This window comes from Cupriavidus agavae (assembly GCF_004217045.1).
GTDB lineage: Bacteria > Pseudomonadota > Gammaproteobacteria > Burkholderiales > Burkholderiaceae > Cupriavidus > Cupriavidus agavae.
Genome location: NZ_SGXM01000001.1, coordinates 1,986,352 through 2,005,135, shown reverse-complemented (window position 1 = coordinate 2,005,135; position 18,784 = coordinate 1,986,352). Strand labels below are relative to the sequence as shown.

The following is an 18,784-nucleotide window of genomic DNA, read 5'->3' as shown; positions in this document are numbered from 1 at the left end:
AGGGGATGGCTGAACCGGGGGGTGTCAGGTCGATGGGCATGGTTGGGCGATGGGTTCAGGCTGAACCAGGCTTATGTCTCTGAGCAGGTGGGCGGTGGCGGCGATTTCGCTCTTGGTCAGGCGTTCGTCATTTTGCACTGTGAGTGAAAAGCAGGAAATTCCCGGACGAGTGGGGCAGACGTAGAATTGGGGTTCATGCATGAACCTGTAGCCATCTCCAAAAATATAATCTGTGTATGCGATTGTCCCTTTAAAATTGTCACCTTGATATTCTCGTTGCCATGCAACTATTCGCCCATATCTACCCCGTAAATCCTCATCGTCGATTTCTTCTCGTGCAGTCGTGCCTGCGGCGTGTCTTTCCTTTACATCTGCGCTATAGGTGTCCTCCGGCGAAGTTTGCTCTGTCCGGCAGACGAAAGATAGATTCCCAATCTTTCTTCTAGATTTACTTTTGTTCGGTAAAGCGATGTCAAGCGCTATAACAGCAATGCCTTCGGTGAATCGATGATTTGTGGCGATGGTTGCGGCTAGTAGCTTTGGTCCTAGAGAATACCCGCAATAGTCATGCAGGGCATTTTGCGCGCTAATTGCAGAGTCGTCATTTGCATACGCTGCCCCGCAGGTTAATAAAGTTGCAGCGAGAAACGATTTCATGGATCAGTCTTCAGAAAATTCAACAGAATTAAGTATGCCCATGAAGATTGGATAGTTTATTCCGCCGTCAATATCGTACATCTCGGTATCCTGGAGGCAGTATTCGTCCATCGAGGCGCTGGCCTTTGAGTTACCGATCAGCAAGCGAATGCACTTGAATTCCCCAACGAATGGCTCGTGCGAATACTTGGTCGTATATTCTTTCGACATCCTGACGTTCTCTACCATCCATCCCTTCCAATTTTTTCCGGAAATCTCCGAGACGCGGTAAGAAGCCGTGGAGCGCTTGACCCAAGGCCGAGATTTTGCCGCTTCCTTCAGGGGAACACGTTTGATGGTCAAATGGGGTATGCGTTCGAGCCACCCGGGATCGTGGCTACCAGTTCCGACGGGAGCGAATGAGAAATAGCCGCCCCTGGTGGTGGAGTACCCAGTGCATTTTCTGAACCAGAACTCTGGACCCAAGGATAATGAATCGGAATATGTGGCCCGAACGCCGCAATCGAGAAAGCTGTCGGTGGGCTGACCAAATCTGTCGTTTGGACAGGTAGCCGTGGATTCGAAAGCTGATAATAAAATTGATATCATCAACAAGAGTTTTGCGATCATTCTGATGGCTCCAATTGCCGAGTTTCTGGGTTGGAGGAAGATTTCTTATCTCCCATGAGATAGTATGCGTGCTGAAAGTATTCGAATCGTTCGGATAGGCCATTCGCTCCACCGTTGACGGCCTTGGTAATCGCGAGTACGTTCTTGTAACCGGAGCCTAGATCTGTTCTTCGATGTATATTAAAACCGCCACGGTAAGCCCCACTGTTCTTGGAGTTCATGAACTTGCTTGTCCAGAAATATCCGGCAGAGTCAGTGCAAAACTTTGCCTGCGCGGAGATGAGCGTTGAATTGGCATCCGCTGTGAAGTCCTTGCCAGCGAATTTTTGGTAGTCGGTGTATTTCTGACGTCCTGTCAAATGAATTAGTCCACGGCCCCGAAATCTCGCCCCGTCTCCCTCTTCGGTGTTGCCGAGTTCGATGGCTTTATCCGATACGTCGTCGGGTCTCCCGGCGGAGTAAGCGGCTCGATCTCTATTCTTCAGCAAGCCCATCTTCTTTAGCCAAGGTAGTTTGGTGTCATAATCGTCGCCTGCTTCTTCAGGTGTAATTACCTCATACATTGTCCGGAAATATCTCTCGCCTCCGCCTTCTGTCGTCAGCGTAAGGGCTCCAGTCTCCTTGAAGATCTGCGATAGGAAATGCGCTTGTCGTAGCGGTGTGGTGAAGCCGTACTTGAGCCACATGCGATTCATCGCCATGCCGATACCTGGTGGCATGGATTTTGGGGAACCCGCACCTTCTGTCCACCGGGTATATGCTCTTTGCCATGGAATATGCCCACCCGCTTCAGGGGACGAACGTCGAGGTAACGTTTGCGTCAGCTCCCTCACACTCAACCACCCACACCTCCGAAAATGCCGGATAAACGCCAGTGGATGGAAAAACCAGAACTTCTGCCCGCCGCCTAGCCCCGGCACCTGCTCCAGAAACTGCAGCCTTTCCACCAGTCCGATGAATTTCGAATACCCATCCGGATCAATGGCCTTGCGTTTGCCGAAGAAGCCCTCCGGCTCATTCAGCCGGCCATAGCGCTGTGTGTTATTGCCCTTGTCCCATTCGCTCGGGGCGTGGCAAACGAAGCCTTTCAATTGATCACGCACGGCCTCGTTGCCATGGATATAGGCGGTTAGCTGTTCTGCTTGCTGGTCGGCGGGAAGCAGTCGCTGCTCCGGTGTCATAGCCGATTCGACGGTTTCGACGATCTGGCGCAACGCCTGGTGGTCGCAGACGCCGTCCGCGGTGAATGGAGGGCGGCCTTCCTCGATTTTTTGCCAGCCGGTGAAGCGCGGGAAATCTGCATCGGAGAGTTTCTGGATCTCTGCGCGGCTGATGTCGAGGTAACCCTGATTTCCCTCCGCGTCGAACGTCACCGCGACCCAGGTCTGGCTTTCCGTTGCGGTCAGCGCTGGCAGTTCGGGGCTCAGGACGCGGCCGAAGCGCAGTAGTTCATAGCCGGCGCTGGGGCATCGGGGATACAGGGCCGTGGCGCGCCGGAACAGGTTGTATTCGTAGTCGTCGTACGGGTCCTTGACCGGGGTAGGGGTCAGAAGCGTCCGCTGGCCATTGATTTCGATCCAGCTTCGCGTGTATCGCTGCCCGAGGTGAAAGAACACCTCGACATGGAGCGTGCTGCCGGCTGCAAGCGAACCGGTCTGTAATTCAGGAAAGTACGATGCGCTGGCTTTGCCGGGCGGCGTGCTGACAAACTCTTGTTCGCCCGGGATGACGTAGTACATCCGGCCCCAGCAGTCGGCGCCGGCCGGCGTGACGGGTTCGGCGCGGCCGAGTTGGGTGCGTCCGAAATAGGCGTCGAAATCGGCGTCTGTCAGAAAGATTTCGAAATGCAGGTGCGGGTGGCCGTGGCGCCGGCCGCGGTAACCCAGCATGTCCTTGCGATAGACCTTCAACTTGCCGTCGCCGATTTTCACACCCTCCGTGGGGCGCAGCAGCCAGCGGGGCAGGGCGCTGCCCGAGCCCACCGCAGGCGGATTGGCCGGCTGGGCATGGATGGCCTCCTGGGCGCGCATGTCCAGCAAATGCATGTAGAGCGAGTAGAAGGTGATGCTCCGGCCGTCACCGGTATCGGTCTTGTGCCGGAGCAGCACGAATCCGGTGTTGGTGTTCAGAGGAAGGCTGCCGTCGGGCGCCTCTCGTCCATCGGAGACCGGCTTGGCGGCTACGCGGTAGGCCACTACCTCGCCATCGGCGATGGCGCGCACCGCTTCGGTGGAGGGATGCGGCGCGAGATGGGTGCCGCAGTGCCAGCGGCCGTCCATGGCGATCGGGTAGACGCCGTGGTTGCCGAGGGCGAAGCGGTCCACGACATCCATCATCGGATCGGTGCAGGCGGGATCGTTGGAGACGGGGTCGGTGTCCGGCAGAAACGGTGGGCTGATGAGCATGATTCAGCTGGAGGAGGAGAGATGGCCTTCCACCCGCAGGTTGCTCTTCGGCAGCCCCGGCAAAGTGAGTTGGCCCTGATGGGGGCCGGCCAGCGTGAATGAGGCGGCTTCCACGCGGAAGTCGCCGGCGCAACGGATCACCACGCCGCCGTCTTCCACGGTGATGCTGGCGCCCGACGCCGCCAGCATGGCCTTCGTGTTCGCATTGACCCGTACCTCCCCGCTCTCACTCCCGATATCCACCCTCCCGTCCGCAAACAGGTCCACGCCTCCCTCATGCGCCTGGATCTCCACCTTGCCCTTGGCCGCGAACAGCCTGATGCCCGCCTTGTGCGCACAGAACGAGATCAGTTCGGCCGCTGCCATCGTGATTCGCCTGAGCGTGCTGACGTCGACGTTTTCCGAGGCCACGGCCGAGATATGGCCGCCGGCAGCAAGCTGGATGCTGCGTCCCGAGGCGATCCCGATCGAGGCCGGCGCGCTGGCAAGCAGCCCGGGAGATGGCAATTTCTCCAGATCCTGGATGGCACGTTGCTGTGCCGGGATGTCCGCCGGCGCGGCGTTGGCCTGCGTGGTGGCGTCCGCGAGCGAGCGGGCGAGCTGCAGGGCGCGTTCGAGCTCGGCAATCGTCTCCTGCATGTCGAGCTGCGGGCCGTTGGCGGCGTTCTGGTCGTGCGCGGTCAGGAACAGGCCCTTGCCCGCGCGGACGGCGCCCCAGCGGGACGTGCGTAGCTCGAAGCCTTCGCCGCGCTGCTTGCGCTGACGGTCGGCCAGATAGCCAAGGTTGAGCTGGCTCTTGCCGCCGTAATCGGTCGAAAGCTTGGCGCCTTCCTGGCCCTCCCAATCCTCGAAGCGCAGCTTGTTGTTGCTCTGCGTGCGGATGACGTTGCGCGACAGCCAGCGGTCCCGGGCGGTGACCAGGTCCTCGTGCTGGCTATGGTGATGGGCGTGCGCGATGTAGGGCCGGTTCGGGTTGCCGTCGTGGAAGGCCACGGCCACCTCGGTGCCGTCGATCAGCGGGAAGTGGAAGCCGGTCTGCCGGGCGCCCGCGAACGGCTTGGCCAGCCGCAGCGGCACGCTCTCGCAGCCCTTTGGCCAGTCGTCGAAATCGAGGTCGAGGCGTACCACGTAGTGGCCTTGTCCGGTCAGGTAGGCGTACTTGTAGTTGCCGGGCGAGCTCACGCGCCCGCTCAGCGTACCGGCGATGCGCGGCCACTGGCTCTCGTCGATGGGCAGGCGGTAACGCCGGCCACACGGAATCGCCTTGTAGCGGTTGCGGTAGGCCGCATCGCGCGCGGCGCCATGGATGACCTCGGTGATGACCTGGCCGTCCGGCGCGTCGGGCAGCGCCATGTCCATGCGCAGGATGCGGGCGGGGCGCAGTTCCACCACGTTGCTTTCGCCTTCGTAGACGATCTGGCCGGCCAGCGCCGCCTCGTGCCGCAGTTGGGCCTCCCATTTCGCGCCAGCCATGTCGAGGTGGTGGGTGCCGTAGACATAGGGCTGGCCGTAGTTGCCCTTTTCCTGGCGCGCGACATTGGCCTCGTCCCTGTGGCGTTCGTAGGACTGCGCGGGGTTGTAGTCGGCGGCGGCGAACGATTCGGGGACCGTGCGCACGTGGGTCTGGATGGCGGACACCGTCTCCACGCCAGCCTCCAGACCGGCCGTCTCGCGGTAGGGCACGCGCAGTTCAGGCAGGTAGAGATAGTGGTCGATGTCGTCGGCCACCGTGAACAGGTCGCCGAACTCGGTGCCGAACTTGCCGGGCACGAAGTAGCTGTACAGCCCCTCCTGTTCCATCAGCAGCCGGATGTAGTCCCAATCGGACATCTGGTACTGCAGCCGGAACGGGTGCTCGGGATACTCGCGGCGGAGCCGGAACGTGAACTGATGCCCGCCAAGCTCATGGCGGCGCAGGATCGATTCGATGATCTGCGGCGCTGTCTGGTGCTGGTAGACACGGCTGCGCTTGGTCAGCCCCAGCAGCGCCACCTTCGGCCGCAGTTCGATCTCGTAGGTGACGAAGTCACGGCTGCCCCGCAGGCGCGAGAACCGCATGATGCAGCCGCTGAAGGTGCGCGGCGCGACCCCCGGGGCGGCGATGACGAAGGTGGCGTCCTTGCGGAGATACTCCGCGCGATCGAGTTCGAGCGGATGCGTCAGCGTGACCGCGACCCGCCACGGTTCGCCGAGCCGTTCCACCGCATCGAACGAGACCACCGACAGCGCGACGGCGGTCGGAGCCGACGGAACTTCAAGAAAATACGATTGATGCCCGATCAGGGCACGGGCCATTGCGGCCCCGATGCTGCTCAACACGTCCGCCGTCCCCGCCATACCGCTCGCTCCGAAAGTGGTGAGCGGCATACGTTACCGGCGGCGAATCTGACGACCAAGGCGAAAGCGGCGACTGTTCGACGTGCCGCAAACGACGACCCACAATAAAATTACGGCGATTTACGCGTCGGCCAGTTCGCTGCCGACATGAAGAAACCGCTGCGGGTGGCAGCGGTTTTCGATGGCGGCCGGGAGAGGGATCAGCGCGGCCGGACCGTGGTTGCGGCAGCGCGCATTTCAGCCTGGCGCAGGATGTGCGGCGGCAGGCGCTTCAGAATCAGGTGGACCGCCAGCGGGATGATCACCACGTCATCGACGATGCCCAGTCCCGCCACGATGTCCGGCATCAGGTCGATCGGCGAGATCGCATAGGCCAGCAGGCCGAACGCGGCCGGCTTGAGCCAGGGCGGTGCATCGGGGTGGCGCAGCGCGTACCAGAACAGGCGGCCGTCACGGCGCACCAGGGTCCAGAGGGCAGAGAATCGCTTCCACATGATGGGCCTCCTTGGTCACACGTTCAGCGGGTATGAAGCAGTAGCTTGGGCCGATGCGTGGCGATTCAAGTTCCCTCGGGCGGCAACGAAAAAACGCCGGCGCGAGGGCCGGCGTTCCGAGGCTTGCGTGGCACTGCCAGGCGCTCAGCCCGGCACGTTGCCTTCCACGCCTTCCACGTAGAACTTCACGTTGTGCAGGAACGCGTCGTCGGCGGCCTTGCCGTCGGCGAGCTGCTCCTTGCCGGTGTTGTCCTTGAGCGGACCCTTCCAGATCGGCGCCGAGCCATCGACGATGCCCTTCTTGCGTTCTTCCACGAGCGCCTTGACGTCATCCGGCACCACGGCGTTGAATGCCTTCAGGTCGATCATGCCTTCCTTGAGGCCCCACCAGATCGTGCTGTTCTTCCACTGGTTGTTCAGCACGTCTTCCACCACCTTGTTGTAGTAGACGCCCCACGTGATCACCGAGGCGGCCAGGTGGGCCTTCTCGCCGAAACGGGTCATGTCGCTGTCCCAGCCGAACGCATAGACACCCTTCTCCTGGGCGGTCTGCACCACGGCGGCGGAGTCGGTGTTCTGCATCAGCATGTCCACGCCCTGGCCGATCAGCGTCGTGGCGGCCTCGCGCTCCTTGCCCGGATCGAACCACTTGTTGACCCAGACCACCTTGACCGTGGCCTTCGGGTTCACCGAGCGGGCGCCCAGCGCGAATGAGTCGATGTTGCGGATCACTTCGGGAATGGGCACCGATGCCACCACGCCCATCTTGCCGCTCTTGCTCATCTTGCCGGCCACCACGCCAGCCAGGTACGCGCCTTCATAGGTGCGCACGTCGTACTGGGCCAGGTTGTCGGCGGTCTTGAAGCCGGTGGCGTGCTCGAACTTGACGTCCGGGAATTCCTTGGCCACCTTCAGCATCGATTCCATGTAGCCGAACGTGGTGCCGAAGATCAGCTTGTTGCCCTGGCTGGCCAGGTCGCGGAACACGCGCTCGGCGTCGGCGGCCGATTCGGGCACGTTCTCCACGTACGTGGTCTTGACCTTGTCGCCGAACTTGGCTTCCACCGCCTTGCGGCCGGCGTCGTGGGCGTAGGTCCAGCCGGCGTCGCCCACCGGGCCGATGTAGACGAAAGCCACCTTGAGCGGCTCGGCGGCAGCGGCTGCCGGGGCCGAGGCAGCGCCGGTCTCGGCGGGCTTGTCGGCTTCCTTCTTGCCGCAGCCGGCCAGGGCCAGCACGGCAGTGGCGGCCAGGGCCGCCAGCGTGGTCCTGCGTGTCACGATCATCGATCTCTCCTTGATAAGACGTCTTTGTGATGTGGTTTGACTTCGATTACTGCTTTGTAATTTTTTGAGCTTCGGTGAGGCCGGTGTCAGGCGCTGCCCGGCCGGAACGGCTTGCCCAGCGATGCGGGCATGTTGAGCCGGATCCAGGCCGGGTTCCGCGAGATCAGGGCCAGCACGACGATGGTGGCCGCGTACGGCAGCATCGACAGGAACTGGGAGGGCACCGAGACACCGATGCCCTGCAGGTAGAACTGCAGGATCGTCACGCCGCCGAACAGCCACGCGCCAATCAGCACGCGGCCCGGACGCCAGGTGGCGAACGTGGTCAGCGCCAGCGCGATCCAGCCCCGGCCCGCCACGAGGTTCTCGACCCACATCGGCGTATAGACCAGCGACAGGTAGGCGCCGGCCAGCCCGCAGCACGCGCCGCCGAACAGCAGCGCGCAGAACCGTATCCAGCGCACCGGGTAGCCCAGTGCATGCGCCGATTCTGGCGATTCTCCGATGGCGCGCAGTGTCAGGCCGGCGCGCGTGCGGAACAGGAACCACATGATGCCGAAGCACAGCAGCAGGCTGAAGTAGACCATCCAGTGGTGCTGGAAGAACGCCGGGCCGACGAAGGGCAGGTCGGACAGCCCCGGCACGGCCTTGGCCTGCGCGGGCATGGCGTAGCCGACGAAGCGCTGGGCCATGAAGGCCGAGAGGCCCGTGCCGAAGATCGACAGCGCCAGCCCGGTGGCCACCTGGTTGGTGGCCAGCACCAGCGCCAGCCACGAGAACAGCGAGGCCATCAGCATGCCGGCGCCGGCCCCGGCGATGAAGCCGAGCATCGGCGACTGGGTCTGGTATCCGACCATGAAGCCGAGCGCGGCGGCTACCAGCATCATGCCTTCGGCGCCAAGGTTCAGCACGCCGGCGCGCTCGTTGACGAGCAGGCCCAGCGCGGCCAGCAGCAGCGGCGTGCCGGCGTTGATCGCCGTGGCGATCAGGGGAGCGAGTTGTTCCATATTGTCAGCTCCGGGGTCAGGCGGCACGTGCGCGCCAGCGCAGCCGGTTGTCGATCAGCGTGTCGCACGCCAGCAGGAAGAACAGCAGCATGCCCTGGAACACCCAGCCCAGCGCCGACGGCAGCCCCAGGCGCGACTGCGCCATCTCGCCGCCGATATAGAACAGCGACATGACGATGCCGCCGAACACCGCGCCCACCGGATGCAGCCGGCCCACGAACGCCACGATGATGGCCGTGAAGCCATAGCCCGGCGAGATCGACGGCAGCAGTTGCCCGATCGGCCCGGTCACCTCGAACGCGCCGGCCAGCCCGGCCGTGGCGCCCGAGATCAGCAGCGCGCTCCACAGCGCCTTGCGCGACGAGAACCCCGCGTAGCGCGCGGCCAGCGGGGCCGTGCCGCCCACCTGCAGCCGGTAGCCGGCAAAGCTGCGGAACACGAACACCGTCATCACCGCCACCAGCACCAGCATCACCGCAAAACCCACGTGCAGGCGCGAGCCGGGCAGCAGGTTGGGCAGCAGGAAGGCCGACGCGAACACCTTCGACTGCGGGAAGTTCATGCCGTTGGGGTCTTTCAGCGGACCGTTGACCACCCAGAGCAGCAACTGCTGGGCGATGTAAGTCAGCATCAGCGACACCAGGATCTCGTTGGCGTTGAAGCGGTCCTTGAGCAGCGCGGTCAGTGACGCCCATGCCATGCCGCCCACGCAACCGGCCAGCGCCGCCAGCGTCAGCACCACGAAGCCGCTCGTGGCGTTGCCGGGCACGTCGAACCAGAGCACCGTGGCTCCGGCGAAGATGCCGCCGAGAATCAACTGCCCATCGGCGCCGATGTTCCAGACATTGGCGCGGTAGCAGATCGACAGGCCCAGCGCGCACAGCACCAGCGGCACGGTCTTGAGCAGCACCTCGCCAATCGCGCGCTTGTCTCTTAAAGGATCGACGAGGAAAACCTTTAGCCCGGCCACGGGGTCCTTGCCCAGCGCCAGGAACAGCAGCGCGCCGAACAGCAGCGTCAGCACGATGGCGAACACGGGCGAGGCATAGGCCATGGCGCGCGACGGGGTGCCGCGCGGCGCCAGGGCGATCGGGGATAGTAATTTAGCCATGTGCGGGCACCTCCGCCGTGGCATCGGGCCGCGCGCTGGCGGGGCCGCCTTCCCAGAGGCCGCTCATCCAGAGCCCGACCTGTTCGCGCGTGGCCGTTTCCACTGGAATCGACGGCGACAGGTGGCCGCGGGCGATGACGTGGAGCCGGTCGCAGATGCCGAACAGCTCGTCGAGTTCTTCGGACACCACGAGAATGGCGCAGCCGGTGGCCTTGAGCGCGAGGATCTCGTTGTGGATCTGCGCGGCCGCGCCCACGTCCACGCCCCAGGTGGGCTGCGCCACGATCAGCACCTTCGGGCCGGCCTCGATCTCGCGGCCGACGATGAATTTCTGGAGATTGCCGCCCGACAGGCTGCGCGCCAGCGCGTCCGGCCCGCTGGCCTTGACGCGGAAGCGGTTGATGATGCTGGCCGCCAGCCCGGCGGCGGCGCTGGCCGATACCATCCCGCCGCGCACGAATGGCGGCGCCTGGTGCGACAGCAGCACGTTCGACGCCAGGCTCATGCCCGGCACCGCGCCGCGGCCCAGCCGCTCCTCGGGCACGAAAGCCAGCCCCGCGCGGCGGCGGCCGCGTGCATCGAGCCGGCCCGCCGGCCGCCCGTCGAGCTGCACGGCGGCGGCCGTGCCTCGGCCATCCTCGCCAGACAGCGCCGCCAGCAGTTCCTGCTGCCCGTTGCCCGAGACCCCGGCAATGCCGACGATTTCGCCCGCATGCACGTCGAGCGAGATGCGCTCCAGCGCCGTGCCGAACTGGTGCGCGCGCGGCAGCGACAGGTCGCGCACGGCCAGCCGCACCGGCCCGCGCTCGGTGGTCACGCGCGCCTCGCGGGGCGGCTCGCCGCCGATCATCAGGCGCGACAGCGACGCGGCACTTTCCTCGCGCGGATTGCACACGCCGGTCACGCGGCCCATGCGCATCACCGTGGCGCGGTGGCACAGCGCCCGGATCTCGTCGAGCTTGTGGCTGATATAGAGGATGCTGGTGCCCTCGGCGGCCAGTTGGCGCAGCGTGACGAACAGCGTCCCGACGGCCTGCGGGGTCAGCACCGACGTGGGTTCGTCCAGGATCAGCAGTTGCGGGTTGGCCAGCAGCGCGCGCACGATCTCCACGCGCTGGCGCTCGCCCACCGACAGCGTGTGCACGTGGCGGTTCGGCTCCAGCGGCAGCCCGTAGCGTGCCGCCGTGGCGCGGATGCGCTCGCCGAGCTGTTTCATGTTGCCGGCTTCCTTCGGCGACAGGCCCAGCGCGATGTTCTCGGCCACGGTCAGCGTGTCGAACAGCGAAAAATGCTGGAAGACCATGGCGATGCCCAGGTTGCGGGCGTCGTGGGGGCTGGCGATCGATACCGGCGCCCCGTTGAAGTGCACCTCGCCGGCGTCGGGTCGGACCGCGCCGAAGATGATCTTCATCAGGGTGGATTTGCCGGCGCCGTTCTCGCCGAGCACAGCGTGGATCTCGCCCGGGGCGACGGTCAGGCTGACGTCGTCATTGGCGGTCACGCCGGGATAGCGCTTGGTGATATGGCCAAGCGCCAGCCTGGGGGGTGTTTGTAATGTCACTGAGGCGGCTCGAATTGTTGTGGCAGCAACGATTGGTTCAGGCACTGTGACGGCGGCGTGCGTGGCGCAGCATCGCCGCGCGGCAGATCGTCATCATCATGAATGCGTGATGCCCGGAATTTGCGCTGAATTATATAAGTGCGTGGGGGCTGGCCGGACCACATTGGCCCTCTAACCGTGCCCCACAACGGTTGACAGGAGGTTGCAAGTCGCGTGCCGGCCACACTGGCAAAGAAAAACCGCCGCGCTGCCGGTCAGGGCAGGGCGGCGGTCAGGGTTGACCAGGGTCAGGGCGAAGGTCAGCCGGCGCTGGCAGGAATCGTGGCGAAGCGGCCGTCGCGGAAATCGGCCAGCGTCTGGTAGATCTGTTCCTGCGTGTTCATCACGAACGGGCCGTACTGCGCGATGGGCTCGTTGAGCGGCTGGCCGGCGATCAGCAGGAACCGCGCATCCTCGCTGGCCGCGATCACCACGCCATCGGCCTGCCCGGCATTGTCGAGCACGCCCATGCGCTGGGTTTCCAGCACGGCGCCATCGTCGCCCACCTGCACCGTGCCCCGGTACACATAGACAAAGGCGTTGTGGCCGGCCGGCAACGCCTGGGCAAAGGTCTGCCCGGCGGGCAGGTGCACGTCGAGGTAGAGCGGCGCGGTCACCGGCCGCGTGACCGCGCCCGCCACGCCGTGCGAGGCGCCGGCCAGCACGCGCACCGTACCGCCCGACGGCAGCGCCACGGTGGGGATGGCCGCTGCGGGCATATCGCGGTACCACGGCGTGGCCATCTTGTCGGCGGCGGGCAGGTTCAGCCAGAGCTGGAAGCCTTCCATGCGACCGTCTTCCTGCTCGGGCAGCTCCGAATGCACGACGCCGGAGCCGGCCACCATCCATTGCGCGCCGCCGTTCTCCAGCAGGCCTTCATGGCCGGCGCTGTCGCGGTGGCGCATGCGCCCGGCCAGCATGTACGTGATGGTTTCGAAGCCGCGGTGCGGATGGTCAGGGAAGCCGCCGATGTAGTCGTCCTTGTTGTCGGTGCCAAAGGCATCGAGCATCAGGAACGGGTCGAGCCGGCGCTGCAGGTTCTGCGTCAGCACGCGCGTCAGCTTGACGCCGGCCCCATCAGACGTGGCAACGCCGCGCACCACGCGGTCCACGGCGCGCGAGCGCTGGACGGTTTCCGAAGCGGTGGCTGGAACGGTGGAAAGGCGATCGGTCATGGTTGTTCTCCGGTTGCGACGGCGGGGCGCGTTCGTGGGTGATGGCGCCGCTGGCCGTTCGATCTACCCAGCCAATGTAAGGGTTTGGCAAAAAAGCGGTAGGCAGCGCGAAGGCAATACATTGTTCCATGAGCGGAACGAGCCGGGCACAGATAGTCGATAACTGGAACGGCCGGGCGTGGCGCACCCGCCGGAATATTCGCACCCATCCGGGCCGTGGAAGCGGGAAGATGACAGGATCGCAGAAGTTCTGTATAATAGCGGTCTCTTTGTCATCCGTTGCTGAGAATTGTGGTGGGCGAGCCTGCACTCCGAACCCCCGCAATCCGTTGTCCAGCAACGGCCGATTGACCGGCGGCGCCATACCGAAAGCGCGTTCCAACACGACATCAGTCGCCGCCACTGGCCTCCCCTGCGGGTGATCCCGCGGGTTGCGCCGCACCTGCGGGTCCGGGCTTCATGCCTGAACCCCATCAATCGGGTGATTCGCCGACCTCCACTCGGCGTCGCACCCAAGTCCGTCCGCCGGCAATCGTGCCGGTCATGGCGGCAAGGCAATCTGAACCGGGCCCCGGCGGGCACCCATCGACAATTCCGCCGGCCCTATTGTTTTCCGCATCCGGGATGTGGCGGCTGATGCATTTGCGCTGCAATCCGGAGTTGGAGAGGGGAAATATGTCAAAGCAAACCATCCGGGCCGTGGCCTGGTGCGTCGTCGTTGCCGCCGGTCTGGCAGGACTGGTGGCGTGGATCGGCGTCGATGTCATCCGCCAGTACCAGGATCGCCTGTTCTACGACGTGGCCGACCACCTGCGCCTGGTAGCGATCTCGATGACGCTGGCGCTGCTCACGGGCGTGCCGGCCGGCATCGCGCTGAGCCGCCCGTGCATGCGCCGCTGGGCCGACAAGCTCATGCAGGTCTTCAACATCGGCAACACCGTGCCGTCGCTGGCCGTGCTGGCGCTGGCCCTGGCCGTGCTCGGCATTGGCGAGCGGCCGGCGGTGCTGGCGCTGTGGCTGGCCTCGCTGCTGCCGATCGTGCGCAATACCTACGAAGGGCTGCGCACCGTCTCGCCCGCGCTCAAGGAAGCAGCGCGCGGCATCGGCATGACGCCGTGCCAGCGCCTGCTGCGCGTGGAACTGCCCAACGCGCTGCCCGTGATCCTGGCCGGCGTGCGCATCAGCCTGGTGATCAACGTGGGCACCGTGCCGCTGTCGTTCCTGATCGGCGCGAACAGCCTTGGCGAACTGATCTTCCCGGGCATCTACCTGAACAACCAGCCGCTGCTGCTGCTGGGCGCCGCCGCCACCGCGCTGCTGGCCCTGGCCCTGGACGCGCTGTTCGCCACAGCCGGCCACGTCTATCTGCGCCGGCGCGGCCTGGCCTGAGTGAGGAATCGCATGAACCCGAAAACGAAACACCGCCTGACCGAGCGCCGCGCGTTCTGGCTGTTCGCCGCCATCGGCGCCGCAGCGGCCGCGCTGCTGCTGTGCACGGCTCCGGCGCGCGCCCAGCAGGGCGAGCCGATCCGCGTGGGCGGCAAGAACTTCACCGAGCAGCTGATCCTGTCGTCGATGACCACGCAGTACCTCAAGGCCAAGGGCGTGGGCGCCACGCTGACCTCGGGGCTGGGCAGCACGCTGATGCGCCAGGCCATGGAATCGAACCAGCTCGACGTGGTGTGGGACTACACCGGCACCGCGCTGATCGTATTCAACAAGGTCGAGGAAAAGCTCGACGGCCCGGCGGCCTATGCGCGCGTCAAGACGCTGGACGCCGCCAAGGGGCTGGTCTGGCTGGCGCCGTCCGAGATCAACAACACCTACGCGCTGGCCATGCCGCGCGAGCGCGCCGGTGGCGTGACCACGCTGTCGGGCTATGCCGCGAAGATGCGCGCCGATGGCGAGGACAAGAAGCATCCGCTGGCCGTGGACATGGAGTTTGCCGCGCGCCCTGACGGGCTTGAGCCGCTCAAGGCCACCTACAAGCTGCCGTTCACGCGCCGCGACATCATCCAGCTCGATCCGGGCCTGGTCTACACGGCGCTTAAAAACAACCAGGTGGACCTGGGCCTGGTCTATGCCACCGATGGCCGCGTCAAGGGCTTCGACCTCGTGCTGCTCGAGGACGACCTGAAGTTCTTCCCGCCGTACAACGCGGTGCCCGTGGTGCGCAAGGCCGTGCTCGACGCGCATCCGGAACTGGCCGACCTGCTCAACGCGCTGTCGGCCAAGCTCGACAACGCGGCGATGACCGACATGAACTACCAGGTCGATATCAACCAGCAGCCCGTGGACAAGGTGGCAGGCGATTTCCTGCGCAGCCACGGCCTGATCTGAGGAGCCCCGCATGGATCTGCTGACTTACCTGCACCATAGCTGGCCCACGCTGCTGCGCCTGACCGGCGAGCACCTGGCCCTGGTGGGCTCTGCCGTGGGCATGGCCATCGTGATCGGCGTGCCGCTCGGCATCGTGATCACCCGCCATCGCTTTCTGGCCACGCCGCTGCTGACGCTGGCCACCGTGGTCCTGACGCTGCCGTCGATTGCGCTGTTCGGGCTGATGATCCCGATCTTCGCGCGCTTCGGCCACGCGCTGGGCTACGTGCCGGCCGTGACCGCCGTCTTCCTCTACTCGCTGCTGCCGATCATGCGCAACACGTACACGGCGCTGGCCAACGTGGACGCCGGCATCCAGGAAGCGGGCCGCGGCATCGGCATGACCACCTGGCAGCGCATGCGGCTGGTGGACCTGCCGCTGGCCGTGCCCGTGATCCTCGGCGGGGTGCGTACCGCCGTGGTGATGAACATCGGCGTGGCAACGATTGCCGCCATCATCGGCGCCGGCGGCCTGGGCGTGCTGATCCTGCAAGCGATCAGCCAGAGCAACATGAGCAAGCTGGCCGTGGGCGCCGTCCTCGTCAGCCTGCTCGCCATCGTGGCCGACGCGGCCCTGCAGGCGCTGCAACGCGCGCTGACACCGAAAGGAATCCGACAATGATCGAACTCGACAAACTCACGAAAGCCTTCCCCCAGAAGGACGGTTCCGACGTGCGGGCCGTGAACGAGGTCAGCATGACCGTGCCGCGCGGCGAGATCTGCGTGTTCCTGGGGCCGTCCGGCTGCGGCAAGACCACCACGCTGAAGATGATCAACCGGCTGATCGAGCCCACTTCTGGCACGGTGCGCATCGACGGTGAGGACACCCGCGGCATCGATGGCGTGGCGCTGCGCCGCAAGATCGGCTACGTGATCCAGCAGATCGGCCTGTTCCCGAACATGACCATCGAGGAGAACATCATGGTCGTGCCGCGCCTGCTGGGCTGGGACAAGAAGCAGTGCCGCGAGCGCGCCCGCGAGCTGATCCGCATGGTGCAGCTGGACCCGGACAAGATGCTCAAGCGCTACCCGCGCGAGCTGTCGGGCGGGCAGCAGCAGCGTATCGGCGTGATCCGCGCCCTGGCCGCCGACGCGCCCGTGCTGCTGATGGACGAGCCGTTCGGCGCGGTGGACCCGATCAACCGCGAGAGCATCCAGAACGAGTTCTTCCAGATGCAGCGCGCGCTGGGCAAGACCGTGATCATGGTCTCGCACGATATCGACGAGGCGATCAAGCTTGGCGACAAGGTGGCGGTCTTCCGTGGCGGCCGGCTGGTGCAGTTCGACCACCCCGACGCGCTGCTGGCCCACCCGGCCGATGACTTCGTGCAGGCTTTCGTGGGCCACGACAACACGCTCAAGCGCCTGCTGCTGGTGCGCGCCGGCGATGCGGCCACGATGCCGCCGACGGCCCGCCCGGACATGACGCTGGCCGACGCCTTCGGCGTGATGGACGAAGCCGACGTGCGCCACCTGCCGGTGGTGGACGACGCCCAGCGCGCCATCGGCTACGTCACCCGCCGCGACGTGCGCGCGGCCCTGACGAAGGGCGGCAACTGCGCCGACGTGATGCGCCAGTTCACCACCACCGCCGCGTTCGACGAACACCTGCGCATCGTGCTGTCGCGCATGTACCAGCACAACACGAGCTGGCTCCCGGTGATCGACGGCGAGGGCGCCTACCTGGGCGAAGTCACCCAGGAATCGATTGCCGACTACCTGAGCTCGGGCCGCTCGCGCGGCAATGCCCCGGTGATCCAGCCGCCGGCCAGCTCGCCGCTGGCGACGATCGGGCCGGCGCCGGCCCCGCCGCTGGGGAAGGAGCGGGCGGCGGCGTAAGCTCGCTTGCCTCGGGTTTTCTCCCCTCTCCCGCGTGCGGGAGAGGGGAGCCCCCCACTGCGGGGGGGCCAAAAAAAACGGCCACATGACGTGGCCGTTTTTTTATCCTGAAACCCGATCAGGCGTGACCCAGCTCGCCGTCCTTCAGGCGCCACAGCTTCAGCGGGTTGCCGTCCTTGAGCGCTTCGGGCAGCAGGTCGGCCGGCAGGTTCTGATAGCAGACCGGACGCAGGAAGCGGTCCAGCGCCGTGGTGCCCACCGAGGTCGTGCGCGTATCCGACGTGGCCGGGAACGGGCCGCCGTGGACCATCGAGAAGCAGACTTCCACGCCGGTCGGGTAGCCGTTGAACAGGATACGGCCAACCTTGCGTTCCAGCGCCGGCAGCAGCTTGGCAGCAATCGCGTGGTCGCCGGCGTCGGCCTGGACCGTGGCGGTCAGCTGGCCTTCGAGGATGCGGGTGACTTCCACCAGCGCGTCGGCGTCCTTGCAGACGACCAGCACCGTCGACGGACCGAACACTTCGGCGTGCATGCGGTGGTCGGCGATGAACTTGTCGGCCGACGTCTCGAAGAACACCGGGCGAGCCTGGTTCGGGCCGGTGGCGTCCACGCCGCAGGCGGCGCGGGTCAGACCGGACACTTCCGACAGCTGGGCGACACCGCGCTCGAATGCCGCGTGGATGCCCGGGGTCAGCATCGTGCCGGCCGGCTTGCCGGTCAGCGCGGTGTGCGCGGCGGCGCGGAAGCTCTCCAGCGCCGGGCCTTCGACGGCCAGCAGCAGGCCCGGGTTCGTGCAGAACTGGCCCACGCCCATCACGAGCGAATCCACCAGGTCACGGGCGATCTGCTCGCCGCGCGCCTTCAGGGCTTCGGGCAGCAGGTACACGGGGTTGATGCTGCTCATTTCGGCGTAGACCGGGATCGGTACCGGACGGCTGTTGGCCACGTTCATCAGCGCCAGGCCGCCGGCGCGCGAGCCGGTGAAGCCCACGGCCTGGATGACCGGGTGCGCCACCAGTGCGGTGCCGATGGCGTTGCCCACGCCCTGGACCATCGAGAACACGCCTTCGGGCAGGCCCGCATCGGCAACAGCCTTCTGGATCACACGGCCCACGAGTTCGGACGTGCCCGGATGGGCCGGGTGCGCCTTGGCAACCACCGGGCAGCCGGCGGCCAGTGCCGAGGCGGTGTCGCCGCCAGCCACCGAGAAGGCCAGCGGGAAGTTGCTGGCGCCGAACACGGCTACCGGACCCACGGCGATGCGCTGCATGCGCAGGTCCGGGCGCGGCGGGGTGCGCTCGGGCAGGGCGCTGTCGAGCGTGGCAGCCTGCCAGCGGCCGTCGCGCAGCACGCGGGCGAACAGGCGCAACTGGCCGGCGGTACGGCCGCGCTCACCCGTCAGGCGGGCAATCGGGAGTGCCGTCTCGGCGTGGGCGCGCTGGATCAACTCGTCGCCCAGGCCTTCCAGACCCGTGGCGATGGCTTCGAGGAACGCGGCGCGCTGCTCGGGCGAGGTGGCGCGATAGGTGTCGAACGCGGCTTCGGCCAGCGCGCAGGCGCGGTCCACGTCAGCGGCGGTGCTGCCCTGGTAAGCCGGTTCCAGCTTTTCGCCGGTGGCCGGATTGATACCGTGGAAAGTCTCTTCGGTGCCGCGTGCGGCGGTGGCGCCGATCAGCATTTCGCCAGAAATCGTCATGATTGGGTCCTGCGGGAAAAGTGATGAAAGGACGGCCAGAACACCGTCACGCAATGGAAGAAGCGGGCAGAAGTGCCCACCGGAGGAAAAGCATGCGATGCCGACCGGAAGCGTCGTAAGACATCATATGACATCGCTTCCCGTCCCGCAACCGCGCCGCCCGTCGGGTGCCAGCGGACGGCGCATGCCGC

At 65.5% G+C, this 18,784-nt stretch carries 15 protein-coding genes; 4 read left to right on the top strand and 11 right to left on the bottom strand.

All coding sequences use genetic code 11. The annotated features are described in order from the left end of the window. Positions 1 to 24: 24 nt before the first annotated feature. From EV147_RS09115 to EV147_RS09070, 10 genes are all read right to left on the bottom strand, one after another. Complete coding sequence (locus tag EV147_RS09115) at positions 25 to 657, bottom strand: hypothetical protein (protein ID WP_130390755.1); 633 nt, start codon at positions 655 to 657, stop codon at positions 25 to 27. A gap of 3 nt (positions 658 to 660) precedes the next feature. Beyond that, positions 661 to 1,266: a hypothetical protein gene (locus EV147_RS09110; RefSeq protein WP_130390754.1), complete on the bottom strand. Its 606-nt coding sequence runs from the start codon at positions 1,264 to 1,266 to the stop codon at positions 661 to 663. Further along, complete coding sequence (locus tag EV147_RS09105; protein ID WP_235844637.1) at positions 1,263 to 3,671, bottom strand: glycoside hydrolase family 19 protein; 2,409 nt, start codon at positions 3,669 to 3,671, stop codon at positions 1,263 to 1,265. The genes EV147_RS09110 and EV147_RS09105 overlap by 4 nt, the downstream gene beginning before the upstream one ends. A 3-nt stretch (positions 3,672 to 3,674) precedes the next feature. Next, entirely contained in the window at positions 3,675 to 5,966 is a 2,292-nt protein-coding gene (locus EV147_RS09100) for a type VI secretion system Vgr family protein (protein WP_235844636.1), read from the bottom strand. A 242-nt stretch (positions 5,967 to 6,208) separates the two neighbouring features. Then, a complete protein-coding gene (locus EV147_RS09095) occupies positions 6,209 to 6,502 on the bottom strand; it encodes a YkvA family protein (RefSeq protein ID WP_130390752.1) in 294 nt (97 codons plus the stop codon). 144 nt (positions 6,503 to 6,646) lie between these two features. Continuing rightward, positions 6,647 to 7,786, bottom strand: coding sequence for a BMP family ABC transporter substrate-binding protein (locus EV147_RS09090; protein ID WP_130390751.1), 1,140 nt, complete (start codon positions 7,784 to 7,786; stop codon positions 6,647 to 6,649). An 86-nt stretch (positions 7,787 to 7,872) separates the two neighbouring features. Beyond that, positions 7,873 to 8,793, bottom strand: coding sequence for an ABC transporter permease (locus EV147_RS09085; RefSeq protein WP_130390750.1), 921 nt, complete (start codon positions 8,791 to 8,793; stop codon positions 7,873 to 7,875). A gap of 16 nt (positions 8,794 to 8,809) precedes the next feature. Further along, positions 8,810 to 9,904 carry an ABC transporter permease gene (locus EV147_RS09080; protein WP_130390749.1) on the bottom strand — a complete coding sequence of 365 codons (1,095 nt, stop codon included), beginning with the start codon at positions 9,902 to 9,904 and terminating at the stop codon, positions 8,810 to 8,812. Further along, the gene (locus EV147_RS09075) at positions 9,897 to 11,465 is read right to left on the bottom strand and encodes an ABC transporter ATP-binding protein (protein ID WP_130390748.1); all 1,569 of its coding nucleotides are present in this window, start codon (positions 11,463 to 11,465) and stop codon (positions 9,897 to 9,899) included. The genes EV147_RS09080 and EV147_RS09075 overlap by 8 nt, the downstream gene beginning before the upstream one ends. Positions 11,466 to 11,764: 299 nt before the next feature. After that, positions 11,765 to 12,679 (bottom strand): pirin family protein, encoded by a 915-nt coding sequence (locus tag EV147_RS09070; RefSeq protein ID WP_130390747.1) that lies wholly within the window; start codon positions 12,677 to 12,679, stop codon positions 11,765 to 11,767. Between the two features lie 675 nt (positions 12,680 to 13,354). Between EV147_RS09070 and EV147_RS09065 the strand changes: the two genes are divergently transcribed. The 4 genes from EV147_RS09065 to EV147_RS09050 are packed head-to-tail and all read left to right on the top strand — an operon-like array spanning position 13,355 to position 16,897. Continuing rightward, entirely contained in the window at positions 13,355 to 14,068 is a 714-nt protein-coding gene (locus EV147_RS09065; protein ID WP_130390746.1) for an ABC transporter permease, read from the top strand. 12 nt (positions 14,069 to 14,080) lie between these two features. Further along, complete coding sequence (locus EV147_RS09060; RefSeq protein WP_130390745.1) at positions 14,081 to 15,019, top strand: glycine betaine ABC transporter substrate-binding protein; 939 nt, start codon at positions 14,081 to 14,083, stop codon at positions 15,017 to 15,019. Between the two features lie 10 nt (positions 15,020 to 15,029). Next, positions 15,030 to 15,680: an ABC transporter permease gene (locus tag EV147_RS09055; protein WP_130390744.1), complete on the top strand. Its 651-nt coding sequence runs from the start codon at positions 15,030 to 15,032 to the stop codon at positions 15,678 to 15,680. Next, positions 15,677 to 16,897 carry an osmoprotectant ABC transporter ATP-binding protein OsmV gene (locus tag EV147_RS09050; RefSeq protein WP_235844635.1) on the top strand — a complete coding sequence of 407 codons (1,221 nt, stop codon included), beginning with the start codon at positions 15,677 to 15,679 and terminating at the stop codon, positions 16,895 to 16,897. Before EV147_RS09055 ends, EV147_RS09050 begins: the two co-directional genes overlap by 4 nt. A gap of 118 nt (positions 16,898 to 17,015) precedes the next feature. On the opposite strand, the gene EV147_RS09040 is transcribed toward EV147_RS09050, so the two are convergent. After that, positions 17,016 to 18,593: an aldehyde dehydrogenase (NADP(+)) gene (locus tag EV147_RS09040; protein ID WP_130390743.1), complete on the bottom strand. Its 1,578-nt coding sequence runs from the start codon at positions 18,591 to 18,593 to the stop codon at positions 17,016 to 17,018. Positions 18,594 to 18,784: the final 191 nt, after the last annotated feature.